General features: G+C 72.1%; 15 protein-coding genes and 1 riboswitch. Of the genes, 3 read left to right on the top strand and 12 right to left on the bottom strand.

Translation table 11 applies throughout. The annotated features are described in order from the left end of the window. Positions 1-38: 38 nt before the first annotated feature. Complete coding sequence (locus M1O15_RS13905; protein WP_248634119.1) at positions 39-1,544, bottom strand: glutamate-cysteine ligase family protein; 1,506 nt, start codon at positions 1,542-1,544, stop codon at positions 39-41. Positions 1,545-2,083: 539 nt separating this feature from the next. On the opposite strand from M1O15_RS13905, the gene M1O15_RS13900 reads away from it, so the two are divergent. Both M1O15_RS13900 and M1O15_RS13895 read left to right on the top strand, forming a co-directional pair. Next, positions 2,084-2,698 (top strand): hypothetical protein, encoded by a 615-nt coding sequence (locus M1O15_RS13900; RefSeq protein ID WP_248634118.1) that lies wholly within the window; start codon positions 2,084-2,086, stop codon positions 2,696-2,698. A gap of 283 nt (positions 2,699-2,981) precedes the next feature. Next, entirely contained in the window at positions 2,982-3,188 is a 207-nt protein-coding gene (locus M1O15_RS13895; protein WP_282576730.1) for a DUF5999 family protein, read from the top strand. 117 nt (positions 3,189-3,305) lie between these two features. Here the strand turns inward: M1O15_RS13895 and gcvP are convergent, their stop codons facing one another. Then, positions 3,306-6,191: an aminomethyl-transferring glycine dehydrogenase gene (gene gcvP, locus M1O15_RS13890; RefSeq protein WP_248634116.1), complete on the bottom strand. Its 2,886-nt coding sequence runs from the start codon at positions 6,189-6,191 to the stop codon at positions 3,306-3,308. 176 nt (positions 6,192-6,367) lie between these two features. Continuing rightward, positions 6,368-6,466, bottom strand: a riboswitch (glycine riboswitch). Between the two features lie 83 nt (positions 6,467-6,549). Here gcvP and M1O15_RS13885 point away from each other — a divergent pair. After that, positions 6,550-6,948: a PRC-barrel domain-containing protein gene (locus M1O15_RS13885; protein ID WP_248634115.1), complete on the top strand. Its 399-nt coding sequence runs from the start codon at positions 6,550-6,552 to the stop codon at positions 6,946-6,948. On the opposite strand, the gene M1O15_RS13880 is transcribed toward M1O15_RS13885, so the two are convergent. The 10 genes from M1O15_RS13880 to clsA all read right to left on the bottom strand — a co-directional run bounded on the left by M1O15_RS13880 (position 6,936) and on the right by clsA (position 17,697). Continuing rightward, a complete protein-coding gene (locus M1O15_RS13880) occupies positions 6,936-8,492 on the bottom strand; it encodes a DNA polymerase IV (RefSeq protein WP_248634114.1) in 1,557 nt (518 codons plus the stop codon). The two genes, M1O15_RS13885 and M1O15_RS13880, sit on opposite strands and share 13 nt — an antisense overlap. Positions 8,493-8,560: 68 nt before the next feature. After that, positions 8,561-9,217, bottom strand: coding sequence for a MerR family transcriptional regulator (locus M1O15_RS13875; protein ID WP_248634113.1), 657 nt, complete (start codon positions 9,215-9,217; stop codon positions 8,561-8,563). Between the two features lie 203 nt (positions 9,218-9,420). Continuing rightward, positions 9,421-9,894 (bottom strand): bifunctional nuclease family protein, encoded by a 474-nt coding sequence (locus M1O15_RS13870; protein ID WP_248634112.1) that lies wholly within the window; start codon positions 9,892-9,894, stop codon positions 9,421-9,423. Positions 9,895-10,003: 109 nt separating this feature from the next. Beyond that, the gene (gene ftsR, locus M1O15_RS13865) at positions 10,004-10,756 is read right to left on the bottom strand and encodes a transcriptional regulator FtsR (protein ID WP_248634111.1); all 753 of its coding nucleotides are present in this window, start codon (positions 10,754-10,756) and stop codon (positions 10,004-10,006) included. 17 nt (positions 10,757-10,773) lie between these two features. Further along, positions 10,774-11,718 carry an FHA domain-containing protein gene (locus M1O15_RS13860; protein ID WP_248634263.1) on the bottom strand — a complete coding sequence of 315 codons (945 nt, stop codon included), beginning with the start codon at positions 11,716-11,718 and terminating at the stop codon, positions 10,774-10,776. A gap of 82 nt (positions 11,719-11,800) precedes the next feature. Beyond that, a complete protein-coding gene (locus M1O15_RS13855) occupies positions 11,801-12,739 on the bottom strand; it encodes a DUF881 domain-containing protein (protein WP_248634110.1) in 939 nt (312 codons plus the stop codon). 353 nt (positions 12,740-13,092) lie between these two features. After that, the gene (locus tag M1O15_RS13850; protein WP_105867961.1) at positions 13,093-13,425 is read right to left on the bottom strand and encodes a small basic family protein; all 333 of its coding nucleotides are present in this window, start codon (positions 13,423-13,425) and stop codon (positions 13,093-13,095) included. Further along, positions 13,422-14,369, bottom strand: coding sequence for a DUF881 domain-containing protein (locus M1O15_RS13845; RefSeq protein ID WP_248634109.1), 948 nt, complete (start codon positions 14,367-14,369; stop codon positions 13,422-13,424). Before M1O15_RS13845 ends, M1O15_RS13850 begins: the two co-directional genes overlap by 4 nt. A gap of 99 nt (positions 14,370-14,468) precedes the next feature. Continuing rightward, positions 14,469-16,964, bottom strand: a complete 2,496-nt coding sequence (locus M1O15_RS13840) for a mannose-1-phosphate guanyltransferase (protein ID WP_248634108.1) — start codon at positions 16,962-16,964, stop codon at positions 14,469-14,471. Positions 16,965-17,088: 124 nt separating this feature from the next. Next, positions 17,089-17,697, bottom strand: coding sequence for a cardiolipin synthase ClsA (gene clsA / locus M1O15_RS13835; protein WP_248634107.1), 609 nt, complete (start codon positions 17,695-17,697; stop codon positions 17,089-17,091). Positions 17,698-17,805 lie beyond the last annotated feature (108 nt).

Here is a 17,805-nt window from a genome sequence, read left to right as displayed (position 1 = left end):
AGCTTGCCCGACGCCCGGCCGGTCCCGCTCCGCAGGGGTCAGTCGTCGCCGATGCCGACCGGCCAGGTGTGCACGGGCTCGCCCTGCCGCATCAGCCGGCAGTACTGGCGGGTGGTGGCGGCCAGCGCCGCGTCCCGCTCCAGGCCCTCCTCCAGGGCCTGGTGGAAGGTGTCCACCTGCCAGGAGGCGCCGTTCACCCCGCGCCGGCACCGCTGCTCGATGATGCCGAGGTAGCGGTCGCGGTCGGCCTTCTCGACGCCCCAGGCGTCCAGCCCGGCGGCGGCGAGCGGCAGCAGCTCGTCGCGGACCAGCTTCACCGCCGGGACGGTGGTCACCCCGCCCGCGCGACCGGGCCGGGGCCAGGTCAGTTCGGCATCGATGCCGTGCCGGCAGGCGGTGTCGAAGTTGCGGGCCGCGTCCTCGAAGGCGAGCCGCCGCCACACCGGGCGGGCGTCGTCGGCGAGCGCCCGGATCAGCCCGTAGTAGAACGCGGCGTTGGCCACCACGTCCTCCACGGTCGGCCCGGCCGGCAGCACCCGGTTCTCCACCCGCAGATGCGGCACGCCGTCGACGACCTCGTACACCGGCCGGTTCCAGCGGTAGACGGTGCCGTTGTGCAGCACCAGCTCCTGGAGCTGCGGCACCCCGCCGGCGTCCAGCACGCTCAGCGGTTCCTCGTCGTCGCAGATCGGCAGCAGCGCCGGGTAGTAGCGGACGTTCTCCTCGAACAGCTCGTACGCGGAGGAGATCCACCGCTCGCCGAACCAGGTGCGCGGCCGTACGCCCTGCGCCTGGAGCTCCGGCGGGCGGGTGTCGGTGGCCTGGGTGAACAGCGGCGGACGCGACTCGCGCCACAGCTCCCGGCCGAAGAGGAACGGGGAGTTGGCCCCGACCGCGATCTGTACGGCCGCCAGGGCCTGCGCGGCGTTCCACACGTCGGCGAAGCGGTCGGGCGTCACCTGGAGGTGCAGCTGCACCGAGGTGCACGCGGCCTCCGGCACGATGGAGTTGGCGGTGGAGGTGAGCCGCTCCACCCCGTCGATGTCCAGGGCGAAGCTCTCGCCCCGGGCCGCCGTGATCTGGTCGTTGAGCAGTACGTAGCGGTCGACGTCGGAGAGGTTCGCCGACACCAGGTCCTTCTCGGCGAGTGTCGGCAGAATGCCGATCATCACGATTCCGGCATCGACCTCGCGGGCTTTGCGGTGCGCATATGCCAGCCCGGTGCGCAGCTCCTCGGCGAGCTGTTCCAGCACCCGGCCGCCGAGCCGGTGCGGCTGGATGTTCACTTCGAGGTTGAACATTCCCAGCTCGGTCTGGAAATCGCGGCTCGCGATTCGCTCCAGCACCTCGCCATTCATCATCCGCGGCATACCGTCGGCGCCCGCGAGATTGAGCTCGATCTCCAGACCCACGAGATTCCGCGGCTTGTCGAACCGCTTCTCGGCGAGGAGCCGCCCGAGGCCCGTCAGGCACTGCTGGAGCTTCGCGCGGTACCTCTGCCGGTCGGACAGGTCGAACCCGTCCGCCACGACCTTCTCCCCCATCGGAGCGTCCTTCCTCATGGGCGGGGTTCGCGGCACCGGCCGCTTGCATCACGGACCATACTGCCCACACGGGCTGATCCGTAACGCCCGCACCGAAGGCACTCGCCCGGTAGTCTGGATAGGACGTCCGCGCGGCACATTCCGCAGGCATGAGGCCGCGGGCAGTAACCGCGCCGATGATGCCGCGAAAGGCCGGCCGGAGCCGCCGGAAACGAGGGTCGCGATCCAGCCGACCCCGTTCCCGGCAGGGGCGCAGACGGGACCGGCGGCACGCGTGGAGAATCCACAGATACTTCGCGAAACAAAGACCGGATGAGTCCTTGCCGGTAACCACCTCGACAGCTAGCCGAAACAATCGGCGAACGCCGGTCGTATAAACTTCGGCGAGACGAGGCAGAGAGTCGCGCGCCCGGCCCACCGGCCCGGCGGCCACCTCTGACCCCGCTGCCGACAGTGCCGTCCGCGCCCTTCTCCTCCGCAGCACCCTGTCTCCACCTGTCTCCCGCACGCCCGTGTCCGTTGACCGAGAGGCGACCCACATGCCGCTTCAGGTATGCCCTGCCCCCGTGCCCGCCCTGCGCTCCGTCCTCACCGCGCTGGGCTCACCCGTCGTACGCTCCGCGCACACCCCCGCCCTGCGGTCCGTCCAGGGACCGCTGAGCCCCGAACTCCCGCTCCCCGTCCATGTGCTGGACGTGCGGGACGCCCCGACCGCCGCCGGTTCGGCCCGGTCGGCCCGGGCCGGGGCGCCGCACGCCCGGCTGGCCGGGTGGCGGTTCCACATCCGCGGCGGCGACCGGGTGGTGGCGGCCGTCGACGCGCTGCCCTCCGCCGACGGCTGGTCCGTCTCGCGGTTCTTCGAGGGGCCCTATCTCGCCTCCACCGAGCGCGCGCTGCGCCAGGCGGAGACCATGGCGGGCCGCTACCAGCCCCGGCTGCTCTCCGTCCCGGAGCTGTACATGCTGACGCTGTGGCTGCACGGCAACGCCGAGGCCGACCCGGCGGAGGGCACCCCGGCCCCCACCGACCTGCTGGTCCCGCTGGCGCCGGCGCCGCCGGGGATCGCCTCCCATCTGCCGTACCGGGTGGCCGAGTTGCTGCCGGTGATGACGCTGCGGCTGGCGCCTCCCCCGCTGCTGGAGTCCACCGCCTGAGTCGCCGAAGGGGGGCCACCCCTCGGGCCCACCCGATCGGACTAGTCCAGCGGTGTCAGGCGGAACGGTCCCAAGTGATGGTTCGGTAGAGCAGAACCATCCGCACGGGTGACACGTCATGGAGCTTGAGGAAGCTCTGCTGCGAAATCCCTGCGGACCGAGGTCCGTAGGGCAACACTGGGGGCGGGATCCGTCCACAGGGACCGACGACACACGGGGGGCGGCGATGGACTCCGCGTCAAGCCGCAGGACACATACGACACCGCAGCGAAAGAACCGATCCATGTGCCAGCACCAGCCAGCCTGTCCGACCGCCGACTCCGCCGACCGGGAGGCGGCGCGCCTGCTGGCGCACCATCCGGAACAGGGCTGGAGCCTGCTGTGCAACGGGGTCCTCGTCTTCGAGGACACCGGCGAGCTGCTGCCGGACGGGCAGATCATCGCCCCGCACCGGCCGCTGGGCACGGCGCAGGTGATGACGGCCGCCTGAGCCGCCGCACACCGGACCGGCGCTGACACCGCACGGGCGCGACCGGAGACAGGACACACGGCCGAGGGCCGGTACGGAAGCTTCCGTACCGGCCCTCGGCATCTGCGCTCGCCCGGATCAGCCCTCGTACTCGTCCAGCGGCGGGCAGGAGCAGACCAGGTTGCGGTCGCCGAAGGCGCCGTCGATCCGGCGCACCGGCGGCCAGTACTTGTCCGCCGCCGAGACCCCGGCCGGGAAGACCGCCTGCTCGCGGGTGTAGGCGTGGTCCCAGTCGCCGCCGAGCGCGGCCGCCGTGTGCGGGGCGTTGCCCAGCGGGTTGTCCTCGGCCGGCCACTCGCCGGAGACGACCTTCTCGATCTCGGCGCGGATGGCGATCATCGCCGCGCAGAACCGGTCCAGCTCGGCCAGGTCCTCGCTCTCGGTGGGCTCGATCATCAGGGTGCCGGCCACCGGGAAGGACATGGTCGGGGCGTGGAAGCCGTAGTCGATCAGCCGCTTGGCGATGTCGTCCACGCTGACGCCGGTCGCCTTGGACAGCGGGCGCAGGTCCACGATGCACTCGTGGGCGACCAGCCCGTTGGGGCCGGTGTAGAGCACCGGGTAGTGCGGCTCCAGGCGCTTGGCCACGTAGTTGGCGGCCAGCACCGCGACCTGGGTGGCGCGCTTGAGGCCCTCGCCGCCCATCAGCCGGACGTACGCCCAGGAGATCGGCAGGATGCCGGCCGAGCCCCAGGGGGCGGCCGAGATCGGGCCGACGCCGGTCTCCGGTCCGGCGCCCGGCTGGAGCGGGTGGTTGGGCAGGTACGGGGCGAGGTGGGCGCGCACGCCGACCGGGCCGACCCCGGGGCCGCCGCCGCCGTGCGGGATGCAGAAGGTCTTGTGCAGGTTCAGGTGGGAGACGTCGCCGCCGAAGTGGCCCGGCTTGGCGAGGCCCACCAGGGCGTTGAGGTTGGCGCCGTCCACGTACACCTGGCCGCCGGCGTCGTGCACCTGGGCGCAGATGTCGGCGACGTGCTCCTCGAACACCCCGTGGGTGGACGGGTAGGTGATCATCAGCACCGACAGCTCGTCGCGGTATTGCTCGATCTTGGCCCGCAGGTCCTCGACGTCGATCTCACCGTCGTCGGCGGTCTTCACCACGACCACCTTCATCCCGGCCATCACGGCGCTGGCGGCGTTGGTGCCGTGCGCGGAGGACGGGATCAGGCAGACGGTACGGGCGGTGTCGCCGTTGGCGCGGTGGTACGCGCGGACCGCGAGCAGACCGGCCAGCTCGCCCTGGGAGCCCGCGTTGGGCTGGATGGAGACCTTGTCGTAGCCGGTGACCTCGGCCAGCCGCTCCTCCAGCTCGCGGATGAGCGTCAGATACCCCTGGGCCTGCGCCGCCGGGGCGAAGGGGTGCATCTGGCCGAACTCGGTCCAGGTCACCGGCTCCATCTCGGTGGTGGCGTTGAGCTTCATGGTGCAGGAGCCCAGCGGGATCATGCCCCGGTCCAGCGCGTAGTCCCGGTCGGCGAGCCGGCGCAGATAGCGCAGCATCGCGGTCTCGGAGCGGTGGGCGCGGAAGACCGGGTGGGTGAGGTAGGCGTCGGTGCGCAGCAGCCCGGCGGGCAGGGTGTCCTCGGTGGCGGCGTCCAGCGCCGCCACGTCCCCGGACACGCCGAAGGCGTTCCACACGGCGGCGATCTGGGCGCGGCCGGTGGTCTCGTCGCAGGCGGCGGAGACATGGTCGGCGTCGACCAGGCGGAGGTTGACCCCGCCGGTGCGGGCGGCGGCGACGATCTCGGCGGCCCGGCCGGGCACCTTGGCGGTGACGGTGTCGAAGAAGGCGCCGTGCGGCAGCTCCACGCCCCCGGCGCGCAGGCCCCCGGCGAGGATCGCGGCGTAGCGGTGGGTGCGCCGCGCTATGGTCTTCAGCCCCTCGGGGCCGTGGTAGACCGCGTACATCCCGGCCATGACGGCGAGCAGCACCTGCGCGGTGCAGATGTTGCTGGTGGCCTTCTCGCGGCGGATGTGCTGCTCGCGGGTCTGCAGGGCCAGGCGGTAGGCCTTGTTGCCGTCGGCGTCCACGGAGACGCCGACCAGTCGGCCGGGCAGGCTGCGGGCGTGCTTGGCCTGGACGGCCATGTAGCCGGCGTGCGGGCCGCCGAAGCCCATCGGGACGCCGAAGCGCTGGGTGGTGCCGACGGCGATGTCGGCGCCCAGCTCGCCCGGCGAGGTGAGCAGGGTGAGGGCGAGCAGGTCGGCGGCGACGGTGACGATCGCGCCCAGCTCGTGGGCCTGGTCGATGACCGGCTTGAGGTCCCGCACGGCCCCGGAGGCGCCCGGGTACTGGAGCAGCACACCGAAGACGCCGCGCTCGGCGATCTCGGCCGGGATGCCCTCGCTCAAGTCGGCGGTGACCACCTCGACGCCGGTGGGCTCGGCGCGGGTCTCGATGACCGCGATGGTCTGCGGCAGCGCGTCCGCGTCGATCAGGAAGACGCCCTGCTTGACCTTGCCGACCCGGCGGGAGAGCGCCATCGCCTCGGCGGCCGCGGTGCCCTCGTCCAGCAGGGAGGCCCCGGAGGTGGGCAGCCCGGTCAGCTCGGCGACCATGGTCTGGAAGTTGAGCAGCGCCTCCAGCCGGCCCTGGGAGATCTCCGGCTGGTACGGGGTGTAGGCGGTGTACCAGGCCGGGTTCTCCATGACGTTGCGGAGGATGACCGGCGGGGTGAAGGTGCCGTGGTAGCCGAGCCCGATCATCGGGGCGAGCACCTGGTTGCGGTCGGCCAGCGAGCGCAGTTCGGCCAGCACCTCCGCCTCGGTGCGGGCGTCCGGCAGCCCGAGGGCCTCGGTGCTCTTGATGACGTCCGGCACGGCGGCGGCGGTCAGCTCGTCGAGCGACCCGTAGCCGACCTGCGCGAGCATCTTGGCCCGGGCCTCGGCGTCGGGCCCGATGTGCCGCTGCTCGAAGGGGATGCCCTGCTCAAGCTCGGTGAGCGGAGTACGGTTGGCGGTCATCTGCGGGGGCCTCCTGGTCGTCACGACCTGCGAGGGGCACCGCGGCGCGGGTGCCCGGACGGCCTCCCCCTCTGTCATCTCAACCTGAGAGCTTCACCGGGCCGCCGAAGCGGACCGGCTTTCACCGTCGGTGAGGGCAGGTGCCGTCCGACGCCTGCCCTGCTTTCCAGAGTGACCTCGTCCGTGCGGTACGGGGGCCTGAGAGATTCCGGGGAGGATTTGCTCCTTCGGCGCCTCCGACGGTCTTGCTCGGAGGACTCTCCCGCACGGGGTCAGCAGCCGTAGCCAGCCTACCAGCGGGGTCCCGGCACCATCCCTCAAGTGGCCGACGTCACCGTTGTGCCCTTACGTAGTGTCCATGGAGCGGGTGCGACCTGTTGGAGGGACCGTGCAGACCGACATCGATCCGCGCAGCCTGATCGGCCGCAAGGCCTTCGACCGCGACGGAAACAAGATCGGCACCGTGGACGAGGTCTATCTGGACGACGCGACCGGTGTACCGGAGTGGGCGGCCGTCCGCACCGGCCTGTTCAGCCGGGACGCCTTCGTCCCCCTGGAGCCCAGCGAACTGGTCGGCGAGGAGCTGCGGGTGCCCTACGACCGGGCGCTGATCAAGGACGCCCCGGACTTCGGCGTGGGCCGCCACCTCTCCCCGCAGCAGGAGGTGCAGCTCTACCACCACTACGGCATCGCCCTTCCGGCCGCACCGCCTCCCCCGGACCGCGACTTCGGCCGGCTCGCCGGTCAGGACGACTGACCTGGTTCAGCGGAGCCGACCGCCTGCTTCTCCGCTTCCGGCTCCGGTACGAGGGGCAGCGGATCGGACGGGCTGAGCAGCGGGTCGTCGGTACGGAAGGTGCGCACCCGCCCGGGCGGCGAGGTGGGCGCCTCGAACCGCACCGTCACCCGGCCGATCCCGCTGCCCTGCACCCATCCGGCCCCGTGCTCGGCATGCCGCACGTCCTGCCCGGCCAGCCACCTCCGCGTGCCCTCCTCCGGCTCCGGGACCACACCCTCGGTGCCGTCCCGCGCCCCGGCCGGGATAACCGCCGCGCCCGCTCCCCACGCGGCGTCCTCGTCCGCGCCCTCCCCCGGCCGCTCCCCGTCCCCGGCCCCCTCTCCCCCGCCCCCGCCCGGGTCCACCCCGGCGGGCTCCCCACCGCCCACCACGCCGCCCTCCTGCGACGCCTCCGCCGCTCCCCTCGCCACCGCCGCCGCCTCCCGGGCTTCGGCGGCCTGGGCGAACAGGTCCTCCTGGGTGTAGTCGGCGAGCCCGGTCACGCCCACCCCCAGCAGCCGCACCCCGCCCGTGGTGTCGACCAGCTCCAGCAGCCGGGCCGCCGCCTCCCGCACCACGCCCGGGTCGTCGGTGGGGCCGCGCAGCGTCTCGGAGCGGGTGAGCGTCGAGAAGTCGTAGCGGCGCACCTTCAGCACCACCGTCCGGCCGGAGCGCCCGGCGCCCCGCAGCCGCTGCACGCACCGCTCGGCCAGCCGCTCCACCTCGGCCCGGACCCGCACCCGGTCGTGCAGGTCCACATCGAAGGTGTCCTCCACCGACACCGACTTGGCGTCCCGCTCGGCGACCACCGGGCGGTCGTCGTACCCCATGGCCATCCGGAACAGCGAGGCCCCGTGCGCCTTGCCCACCAGGCGTACCAGCTCGTCCTCACCGGCCTCGGTCAGCTCGGCCACCGTGGTGATCCCGGCCCGGCGCAGCTGCTCACCGGTCGCCGGGCCCACTCCGGGCAGGATGCGCACCGGCTTGGGCCCCAGCAGCTCCCGCTCGGTGCCCGGCTCGATCAGCAGCAGCCCGTCCGGCTTGGCCTCCTCGGAGGCGATCTTGGCGAGCATCTTGGACCCGGCCAGCCCCACCGAGCCGGTGAGCCCGGTGACCGCGTGGATGTCCGCCCGCAGCCGCTCCCCGGTGCGCCGGGCCCCCGCGGCGTCGTCCGCCGCGCCGCCGGCCTCCAGGTCCACGAAGGCCTCGTCCAGGCTGAGCGGCTCCACCAGCGGCGACAGCGCCCGCAGCAGGGCCATCACCTGGTCGCTGACCGCGCGGTAGACGGTGAACCGAGGGACCAGATAGGCCGCGTTCGGCGCCAGTCGGCGGGCCTGCCCGGTGGGCATCGCCGAGTGCACCCCGAAGCGCCTCGCCTCGTACGAGGCCGTCGCCACCACCCCGCGCGGGCCGAGTCCGCCGACCACCACGGGCTTTCCACGCAGACTGGGCTTCGCCGCCTGCTCGACGGCGGCGTAGAAGGCATCCATGTCCAGATGCAGGATGGTGGGCGCGGCTCTCACACCACTGATGCTGCCGCATCCCACTGACAATCGCCCCGCACACCCGTACGAGTGGCGCGGCCGCCGTCTCAGACCGCCCGGTCGCGCCTGCGCCGCGCCAGCTCGTCGGCCGGGTGGTGGCGCACCAGGGTCTCGCCGGTGTCCACCCGCTCGCCGTGCAGCTGCGACAGCGCCGCCTCGACGTCCCGCCAGACCACGTCGACGGCGATCCCGAAGACGCCCTGGCCGCCCTGGAGCAGCGCCACCACCTCGCCGGGCGAGGAGCACTCGTAGACCGTGGCCCCGTCGCTCATCAGCGTCATGTGCTCCAGGTCGCCGCCGCGGGCCCGCAGGTGCACCAGGGTGGTGCGGATGTTCTGCAGGGCGACCCCGGTGTCCAGGAAGCGCTTGACGATCTTGAGCAGCACGACGTCGCGGAAGCTGTAGAGGCGCTGGGCGCCCGCTCCCCGGCCGGCCCGGACGCTGGGCTCCACCAGACCGGTGCGGGCCCAGTAGTCGAGCTGGCGGTAGGTGATCCCGGCGGCCGCGCAGGCGGTGGGCCCGCGGTAGCCGACCGCCTCGTCGGCGGGCTCGGGGGCCGGGGCGCAAGGGTGGTCCGGGCCGCCGCGGGAGAGCGCCGCACCTCCCGGCGCACGGTCGGCCGTCTGCCCGTGAAGCGGATACGGCCGCTGCTCCACCGGACCTCGTCCGGGGGCACTCCCCGTCGCACCGTCGCCGCTGATCATCACAACGACCCTCCGTCCTTGACCTGCCACTCGACGGTAGGGAGTCACCGGGGGTGCGTCAACGATCGCCGCGCTCGCCACGCCGAGTGATAATCACCCCGAGAGTGGTTTGGCGTGACCCGGAACCGGGCAAGGATGCGCGTTTCATCAGCGTGTGCGCTGTTCCGGCACGGTCGCCGCCCCGGAATCCGAGGCGGCGGGGCTCACTGGCTGCTGGTGCCGAAGTCCTCGGGCGAGATCTGGTCGAGGAACTCGCGGAACTTCTCCACCTCGTCCTCCTGCTCGTCCGGGATGGCGATGCCCGCGTCGTCGAGGACGCCGTCGCTCCCGTAGATCGGGGTCCCGGTCCGCAGGGCCAGCGCTATGGCGTCGGACGGCCGGGCGCTCACCTCCACACCGCTGGCGAACACCAGCTCCGCGTAGAAGACACCCTCCCGCAGGTCCGTGATGCGCACCTCGGTGAGCTCCTGGCCCACCGCCTCCAGGACGTCCTTGAAAAGGTCATGCGTGAGCGGCCTGGCAGGGGCCATGCCCTGCTGGGCGAAGGCGATCGCCGTCGCCTCTCCCGCACCGATCCAGATCGGGAGGTACCGGTCGCCTCCCACTTCACGCAGGAGCACGATCGGCTGGTTGGACGGCATTTCCACCCGGACACCGACGACATCGAGCTCGTTCACATGGCAACCCTAGGACGTGCCGGACCGGTTTGGATAGTCGGGCCCCTCCAAGATCGGCTCCGGAGCGGTGCCGGGCGCCCTGTTCCACGGCCCCCAGGGGCCCCGGCGCCTACTGCGGACGAGTGCCCAGGGCCATCCGGACGAGCGCCGCGTGCAGTCGTACCGACAGCCCGGCCAGCTCCTGCGCGGTGGCCTCGGCATGGGCCCTGGTCTGCGGGTTGCGGTGCCGGCGCAGCGGCGCCACGACCTGCTCGACCAGGCCCGCCTCCCGGTCGGCGGCCGCCTTCACGGCCCGCAGATGGCGCGGCTCCAGACCGAACCGCCCCAGCTCGGCGACCAGCTTGGCCACCGTCACCGCCTCGGGGTCGTAGCCGCCGTCCGGGCCGGGCTGGAGCAGCCCGTAGGACTCCCACTCGACCAGCTCCCCCTCGCCCACCCCGGCGGCCGCCAGCAGCTCCGGACGGCCGATCCGGACCGGCGGCGGGGGTTCGGGCGGTTCGGTGGCCGTGTGCTCCCACGGCCCCTCCTCGCCGGCCCGGCGGCGCGGCGCGGGCACCGGCTGGGCGGCGGCGGACTCCCCGCCGCGCTCGACGGCGTCCAGATGCTCCCGGATCACCTTCAGCGGCAGATAGTGGTCACGCTGCATGCGCAGGATGCGCAGCAGCCGCTCCACGTCCTCGGGGCTGAACTTGCGGTACCCGGACGCGGTGCGCCGCGGCTCCACCAGCCCCTCCGCCTCCAGGAAGCGGATCTTGGAGATGGTGACCTCGGGGAACTCCTCACGGAGCCTGGTGAGCACCGTGCCGATGCTCACCAGGCGCTCGGCCGCACGCGCGGCGCCGTCCCCGGCGCCGCGCGGCATCGGCCTGCCCGGCCGGGTCACACGCCCCGCTGCTGGCTCGCGAAGAAGACCATCCGGTACTTGCCGATCTGCACCTCGTCGCCGTTGGTCAGCGGCACCGAGTCGATCGGCTCCCGGTTGACATACGTCCCGTTGAGGCTGCCGACGTCGGAGACCGTGAAGCTGCCGTCCGGCGAGCGCCGGAACTCCACATGCCGCCGCGACACGGTCACGTCGTCCAGGAAGATGTCGCTCTGCGGGTGGCGCCCGGCCGTGGTCAGGTCGCCGTCCAGCAGGAAGCGGCTGCCCGAGTTGGGCCCCCGGCGCACCACCAGCAGCGCCGAACCCAGCGGCAGCGCCTCCACGGCGGCCTGGGCCTCCGGGGAGAGCGACGGCAGCTGCGTCTGGCCGGTGGCCTCCGAGTCGTACGCCTCAAGGCCCGAGATGGAGATCGTGGAGGTGGTCTCGGACGCCCGCTCGGGCACCGCACCCGCGCGCAGCGGGGCACCGCAGTTGGAGCAGAACCGGCTCGCCTCGGCGTTGCGGTGACCGCACCTCGTACACACCGGCATGGCCGAACCCTCCTGCCGCGGCTGGCCCGCGAGGTGCGGGCTGGTGGCGTACGGGTCGGGGGTGAACCCGCCGCCCGTACCCGAGGTCGATGGTTCCCCGAAACCTATGCGGCCTGCCGAGCCAGGGTCAACAGACGCGCCCTGGCCTCCGGAAACGTCACCTCCGGGGCGGCCGACCTCGTCACGGAACAGGGGGCGCTCGCCGCCCTGCTCCTCACTCTGGCCATGGCGCGGTGCGCGGTGCCGGGCGTTGCCGCCGTCCTCGCGTGCGCTCTTGCCGAACAACTTCGCAAACAACTTCACGGGCGATTCCCCTTGAACGAAACAGACCCGCCCGTGGGGCAGGACGAACCTCGGACGAACACACCTGCCGACCCGGACATTCTCACAACGTCCGTATCCTCCGGACAGTTTCCCTCACGCACCGCGATCTCGGTGCGCCGACCCCCCGCAACCTGGTGCCCCTGGACAACGGCCCCCATACACCCCCGCTTCACTGCGAGGACGACCGAGCGTAGTCAGGCCGCTGCACCGGTCGCAAGGCATCGACAACGATCTTCTCCGACCGGGTCACCACCGCGGTGGCCTGCTCCTTCTCCAGCGTCTGCACCACACCGCCCGGGATGTTCAGGGCCGGCTCCAGATCCTCCGGCTTCCCGATCACCTCGAACCGGTACGGCGCCTTGATCGCCCGCCCGTCGACCTCGATGTCACCGGGGTCGCCGCTGAAGTAGCTGTTGGCCACCGTCCGCACCCCGTTCACCTCGATGGCCTCGGCGCCGGCCGCGCGCAGCTCCTGGATCGCGTCGAGCAGCATGTCCGCGTCGACCGCGCCCGCGCCGTCCTCGATGGTGAGCGTTATCCCCGGCCCCTGCGCGGCCACCGTGCCGGCCAGGATGCCGAGCTGGCGCTCCTTCTCCAGCGTCTGCTTGCGGGCCTCCTCGGCCTGGTCGGAGCTGTTCTCCAGCTCCGTGCGCTGGTCCTCCAGCCGGGCCTTCTCGTCCTCCAGCCGCTGGGTGCGGTCGTCCAGCTCGTCCAGGATGCGCACCAGGTCCTCCTGGCGTGCCCCGCGCAGCGCCTCGTCGTCGCCGGTCGAGCGCACCTGGATGGCCAGCCCCAGGCCCAGGCCGAACAGCAGCAGGGCGACGACGAGTTGCGCCCGCGTCACCCGCGGCGGCCACAGCCCGGCCAGCAGCCGCTGCCGGCCGGTCACCTCCGGCTCTGTCTGCACCGTCTCCGCCTTCTCCGGCTCCGGGGCGGCTTCGGCGGTGGGCGGAGGACCGGACGCTGGGTCCCGGTCCGGTACGGGGCCCGAGGGCCGGTACGCCGCTTCCGGCGCCCCGGCCACCGGCTGCTGCGGCGGCAGCGGCTGATGGACCGGCCCCGGCGGCTGCGGCGGAGACGGGGCCGGAGGCTGCGGCAGCCGGTACATGGGAGGCTGCTGCCCGTTCGGCGGCAGCGGCGGCGAGGGCTGCGGCTGCTGGGGGTGCGACGGCTGGAGGTGCGAGGGCTGGGGCTGCCCAGACCGGAAAGGCTGGGGCTGCTGGGCGGCCCCCGGCCGTGGGCCCGGCTGCCCGACGGATCCGGGCAGCTGTACCGGCGGCTGCGGCCGCTCCGGCGCCGGCTCGGGCCGCGGGGACTGGGCCGCGAACCGGCCGGGGGTCCCGGGCGGCTGCTGCCCGGGGGCAGGGGGTGGCGGCGGCACGGCCGGCCGGCCCTCGGCGGCCGGTCCGGAGTCCGGCGCGGCCCCGCCCGTCGGAGTCTCGTCGTTGCTGCTCATCGGCCTCACGCCCGGAAGACGTGCCGCCGGATCGCGGCGGCGTTGGAGAAGATGCGGATGCCGAGGACGACCACCACACCGGTGGACAGCTGCGCCCCGACGCCCAGTTCGTCACCGAGGAAGACGATCAGCGCGGCGACGACGACGTTGGAGAGGAAGGAGACGACGAAGACCTTGTCCACGAAGATGCCGTCGAGCATCGCCCGCAGCCCGCCGAAGACCGCGTCCAGCGCGGCGACGACGGCGATGGGCAGATAGGGCTCGACCGCCGCCGGCACTTCGGGCCGGATGAACAGTCCGACCACGACTCCCACGACGAGGCCCAGTACGGCGATCACGATGTGCCCTTCCCTGCTGTGTCGGTCCCGGCTGCCTCGGTCCCGCCCCGGCCCTCGTCCGCGCCCTCGCCGGCGAGCCTCGGCTGCGCGATGCGGACGATCAGGCTCGGCGCGGCCGGCAGACGTACCTCGCCCTGTTCCGAAATGCTGCTGCGGACACCGTAGTTCTCCCGCAGCACGTCCAGATACGCGCCGTCCGCGCTGTCCTGGAAGGTGGTGTGGAGCCGCTTGGCGTCCCCCACCGCCAGCACCGTGTACGGCGGTGCCAGTGGCCTGTTGTCGACCAGTATGGCGTCGCCCGCGGCACGGATCGCCGACAGGGCGGTCAGCCGCTGGCCGTTGATGGCGACCGCCTCGGCACCGGACTGCCACAGGCCGTTGACCACTCGCTGCATGTCCCGGTCGCGGACCCGCCCGGTGTCGGTGAAGGAGGCGCTTTCGCGCGGCCCGCCGCCGCCCTTGTCACTCGCCTCGGCGTCGTCGATGACGAGTTTCAGCCCCGGCCCGCGCACCGGGGTCGCGCCGGACAGCAGTCCGACCACGTCCGCCTGGTCGCCGCCGTGGTCCTGGAGCGCCTGGCGCTGCCGCTCCCCCACCTCGGTGCGCAACCCCTCGACCTGCTTCTCCAGCTCGTCGGCGGCCGAGGTCTTGGACTGGACGCGGTCGATGAGCTCCTCGCGCTCCTTGGCCACCACCGGGGCCGAGGTACGCGCCTGGGCGGCACCGAGGGTGACCACCAGCGCCGCCAGCACCAGGCCGGCCGCGAGACCCAGCTTGGCCCGCAGGGTACGCGGCAGCCCGCGGTCCTCCGCCGCCCGGCGGGCCGACGCCTCGGCGTAGCCGTCGTCCAGGGCGTGGTCCATCACATTGGTCAGCAGCGACATGGACGCGTCGGGCCGCCGGGGCGGTGCGCCGGTGCTCCGAACGGGGGGCTGCTGCGACATGCCGCACATCGTCGCACGTCGCGACGGGTTCCGCCGAATGGAGTACCGGTGCGCCGTGCCCGGGTCTTTCGACCCCGGGGCGGCGCACCGGTACGGGGATCAGCGGCCGGCGCTCTCCACCACGGCCGCCCACTCGTCCAGCAGGGCCTCGGCGGAGCCGTCGTCCGGCCCCTCGGCCCACAGATGGGTGACCGCCTCGGCCGGGTCCGGCAGGACCATCACCCAGCGGCCGTCGGCCTCCACCACGCGCACACCGTCCGTGGTGTCCACGTGCCGGTCGCCGGCCTCCTCCACGACCCGGCGCATCACCAGGCCCTTCACCGCCCACGGGGTGGCCAGATCCCGCCTGAGCACATGGGCGCGCGGGATGCGCGCGTCGATCTGGCTCAGCGTGAGCTGGGTACGGGCCACCAGGCCGATGAGCCGCACGAAGGCCGCCGTACCGTCGAAGACGCTGCTGAACTCCGGCACGATGAAGCCGCCGCGGCCGTCACCGCCGAAGATCGTGGAATCCTCGCGGCCCACCCGGGTCAGGTCGTCGGGCGAGGTGGTCGTCCAGTCCACCTGGGTGCCGTGGTACGCGGCCACCTGCTCCGCGATCCTGGTCGTGGTCACCGGCAGCGCGACCCGCCCGCTGCGCCGTTCGGCGGCCACCAGGTCGAGCAGCACCAGCAGCGCCCGGTCGTCCTCGATGATCCGGCCCCGCTCGTCCACCAGCGACAACCGCTCGCCGACGGTGTCGAAGCGGACGCCGAACGCGGCTCGGGCCGAGGCCACGATCTCACCGAGCCGCACCAGCCCGGCCCGCCGGGACTCCGCGGACTCGGTGGGACGCGACTCGTCCAGACCCGGGTTGATGGTCAGCGAGTCGACACCCAACCGCCCCAGCAGGCTGGGCAGCACCAGACCCGCGCTGCCGTTCGACGCGTCCACCACGATCTTCAGCCCGGCCTCGGCGACACCCGAGGTGTCCACCGACCGCAGCAGCGAACCGGTGTAGGAGTCGTAGACGCTGGACGGGAAGGACAGGTCGCCGATCTCGCCGGGGAACGCCCGCCGGTACTCCTGCCGCGCGAAGACCCGGTCCAGCTTGCGCTGCCCGGCCTGCGACAGGTCGGCGCCCCGCTCGTCGAAGAACATGATGTCGACGGAGTCCGGCACACCGGGGGTGGTACGGATCATGATGCCGCCGGCGCTGCCGCGCGCGGTCTGCTCGCGGGCCACCGGCAGCGGCACGTTCTCCAGGTCGCGTACGTCGATGGCGCTGGCCTGCAGGGCCGAGATCACCGCACGCTTCAGCGCACGCGCGCCTCGCGAGTGGTCGCGGGCCGTGGTGACGGTGGCGCCCTTCTTCAGCGTGGTCGCGTACGCGCCGGCCAGCCGTACCGCCAGCTCCGGCGTGATCTCCACGTTCAGGATGCCGGAGACCCCGCGCGCCCCGAACAGGTGCGCCTGCCCGCGCGACTCCCAGATGACCGAGGTGTTGACGAAGGCGCCGGCCTCGACCGTCTTGAACGGGTAGACCCGCACATTGCCCTGGACGATCGATTCTTCGCCGATCAGGCACTCGTCGCCGATGACCGCGCCGTCCTCGATCCGGGCGGCCCGCATGATGTCGGTGTTCTTGCCGATGACACAGCCGCGCAGATTGCTGTGCTGGCCGATGTACACGTTGTCGTGCACCACGGCCCGGTGCAGGAACGCACCGGTCTTCACGACCACGTTGGAGCCGACCACGGTGTGCTCGCGCAGCTCGGCGCCGGCCTCCACCTTGGCGTAGTCGCCGATGTAGAGCGGCCCGCGCAGCACCGCGTCGGGGTGCACCTCGGCACCCTCCGCGACCCACACCCCCGGCGAGATCTCGAAGCCGTCGAGCTCGACGTCGACCTTGCCCTCCAGCACGTCGGCCTGAGCCTTGACGTAGCTCTCGTGGGTGCCGACGTCCTCCCAGTAGCCCTCGGCGACATAGCCGTAGATCGGCTTGCCTTCCTTCATGAGCTGCGGGAAGACATCGCCGGACCAGTCCACCGAGGTGTCCGCCTCGACGTAGTCGAAGACCTCCGGCTCCATCACGTAGATACCGGTGTTCACGGTGTCCGAGAAGACCTGCCCCCAGGTCGGCTTCTCCAGGAAGCGCTCGACCTTGCCCTCTTCGTCCACGATGGTGATGCCGAATTCCAGCGGGTTGGGCACCCGGGTCAGACACACCGTGACCATCGCACCCTTTTCCTTGTGGAACCGGATGAGGTCGGTCAGGTCGAAATCGGTCAGGGCGTCACCGGAAATGACGAGGAAGGCGTCGTCCTTCAGCGCCTCTTCCGCGTTCTTGACGCTTCCCGCGGTGCCGAGTGGCTTCTCCTCGTTGGCATAGCTGAGCTCCATGCCCAGTTCTTCGCCGTCGCCGAAGTAGTTCTTGACGAGCGAGGCGAGGAACTGCACCGTGACCACGGTCTCGTTGAGACCGTGCCGCTTGAGCAGCCGCAGCACATGCTCCATGATCGGTCGGTTGGCCACCGGCAGAAGCGGCTTGGGCATGCTTGAGGTCATGGGTCGAAGGCGAGTGCCCTCGCCCCCGGCCATAACGACGGCCTTCATGTCGGAAGCGTCCTCCTAGCAGATACGACGGTCAAGCCGACCGCGTCCGTCCGGGACCAACCCCCGCTCACGGCAGACAGACGTGTGCGCGACTCGGGGCGCACGACGCCGTGCTCAGACAGACTCAGTCAGCCGCTGCGTCCGCCGTGACTAGCCGGCGGACCTGGACCACATACAGGATTCCTGCCCACCAATAGAGAGTTGTACCCCATCCGGCGAACGCCCACCCGAAAACTTCAGCGAGTGACGCCAGCCAACCACTGCCGTCACTGAGCAGCAGCAACGGGAAGGCGTACATCAGGTTGAAGGTGGCCGCCTTCCCGAGGAAGTTCACCTGCGGCGGCGGATAGCCGTGCCGGCGGAGGATCCCGACCATCACCAGCAGCATGAGTTCCCGCGCCAAAAGGGCGGCCGTGAGCCAGAGTGGCAGGATCTCGCGCCAGGTGAGGCCCACCAGCGTGGAGAGGATGTACAGCCGGTCGGCGGCCGGGTCGAGGATGCGCCCCAGGCTGCTGATCTGGTTCCAGCGCCTGGCCAGCTTCCCGTCGAGATAGTCGCTGACCCCGCTCAGCAGCAGCACCAGCAGCGCCCACCCGTCCGCCTTGGGACCACCGAACTCCGGCAGGAGGATCAGCCACAGGAAGAGCGGTACGCCGACGAGGCGAGCCATGCTGAGGATGTTGGGGATGGTGAGGACTCGGTCGGTCTGGACGCGAGTCTCCTGAACCTCCACCCGGGGGCCTCCTGGGGGAAACGTGCCGACGATGCTCCCCGACCCTACCGCCAGCCCCACCCCGCCCAGGACGGTGGGTCCTCGCGCCCCTCCCGCTCTCCGACCCCG

Source organism: Streptomyces lichenis, assembly GCF_023218175.1.
Lineage (GTDB): Bacteria > Actinomycetota > Actinomycetes > Streptomycetales > Streptomycetaceae > Streptomyces > Streptomyces lichenis.
This window is presented reverse-complemented; position numbering and strand designations above follow the sequence as displayed.

Coding starts and splice junctions, on each gene's coding strand:
- M1O15_RS13905 (WP_248634119.1), bottom strand. CDS start 1,544: ATGGGGGAGAAGGTCGTGGCGGACGGGTTCGACCTGTCCGACCGGCAG.
- M1O15_RS13900 (WP_248634118.1), top strand. CDS start 2,084: ATGCCGCTTCAGGTATGCCCTGCCCCCGTGCCCGCCCTGCGCTCCGTC.
- M1O15_RS13895 (WP_282576730.1), top strand. CDS start 2,982: ATGTGCCAGCACCAGCCAGCCTGTCCGACCGCCGACTCCGCCGACCGG.
- gcvP (WP_248634116.1), bottom strand. CDS start 6,191: ATGACCGCCAACCGTACTCCGCTCACCGAGCTTGAGCAGGGCATCCCC.
- M1O15_RS13885 (WP_248634115.1), top strand. CDS start 6,550: ATGGAGCGGGTGCGACCTGTTGGAGGGACCGTGCAGACCGACATCGAT.
- M1O15_RS13875 (WP_248634113.1), bottom strand. CDS start 9,217: ATGATCAGCGGCGACGGTGCGACGGGGAGTGCCCCCGGACGAGGTCCG.
- ftsR (WP_248634111.1), bottom strand. CDS start 10,756: ATGCCGCGCGGCGCCGGGGACGGCGCCGCGCGTGCGGCCGAGCGCCTG.
- M1O15_RS13855 (WP_248634110.1), bottom strand. CDS start 12,739: ATGTACCGGCTGCCGCAGCCTCCGGCCCCGTCTCCGCCGCAGCCGCCG.
- M1O15_RS13845 (WP_248634109.1), bottom strand. CDS start 14,369: ATGTCGCAGCAGCCCCCCGTTCGGAGCACCGGCGCACCGCCCCGGCGG.
- M1O15_RS13840 (WP_248634108.1), bottom strand. CDS start 16,964: ATGAAGGCCGTCGTTATGGCCGGGGGCGAGGGCACTCGCCTTCGACCC.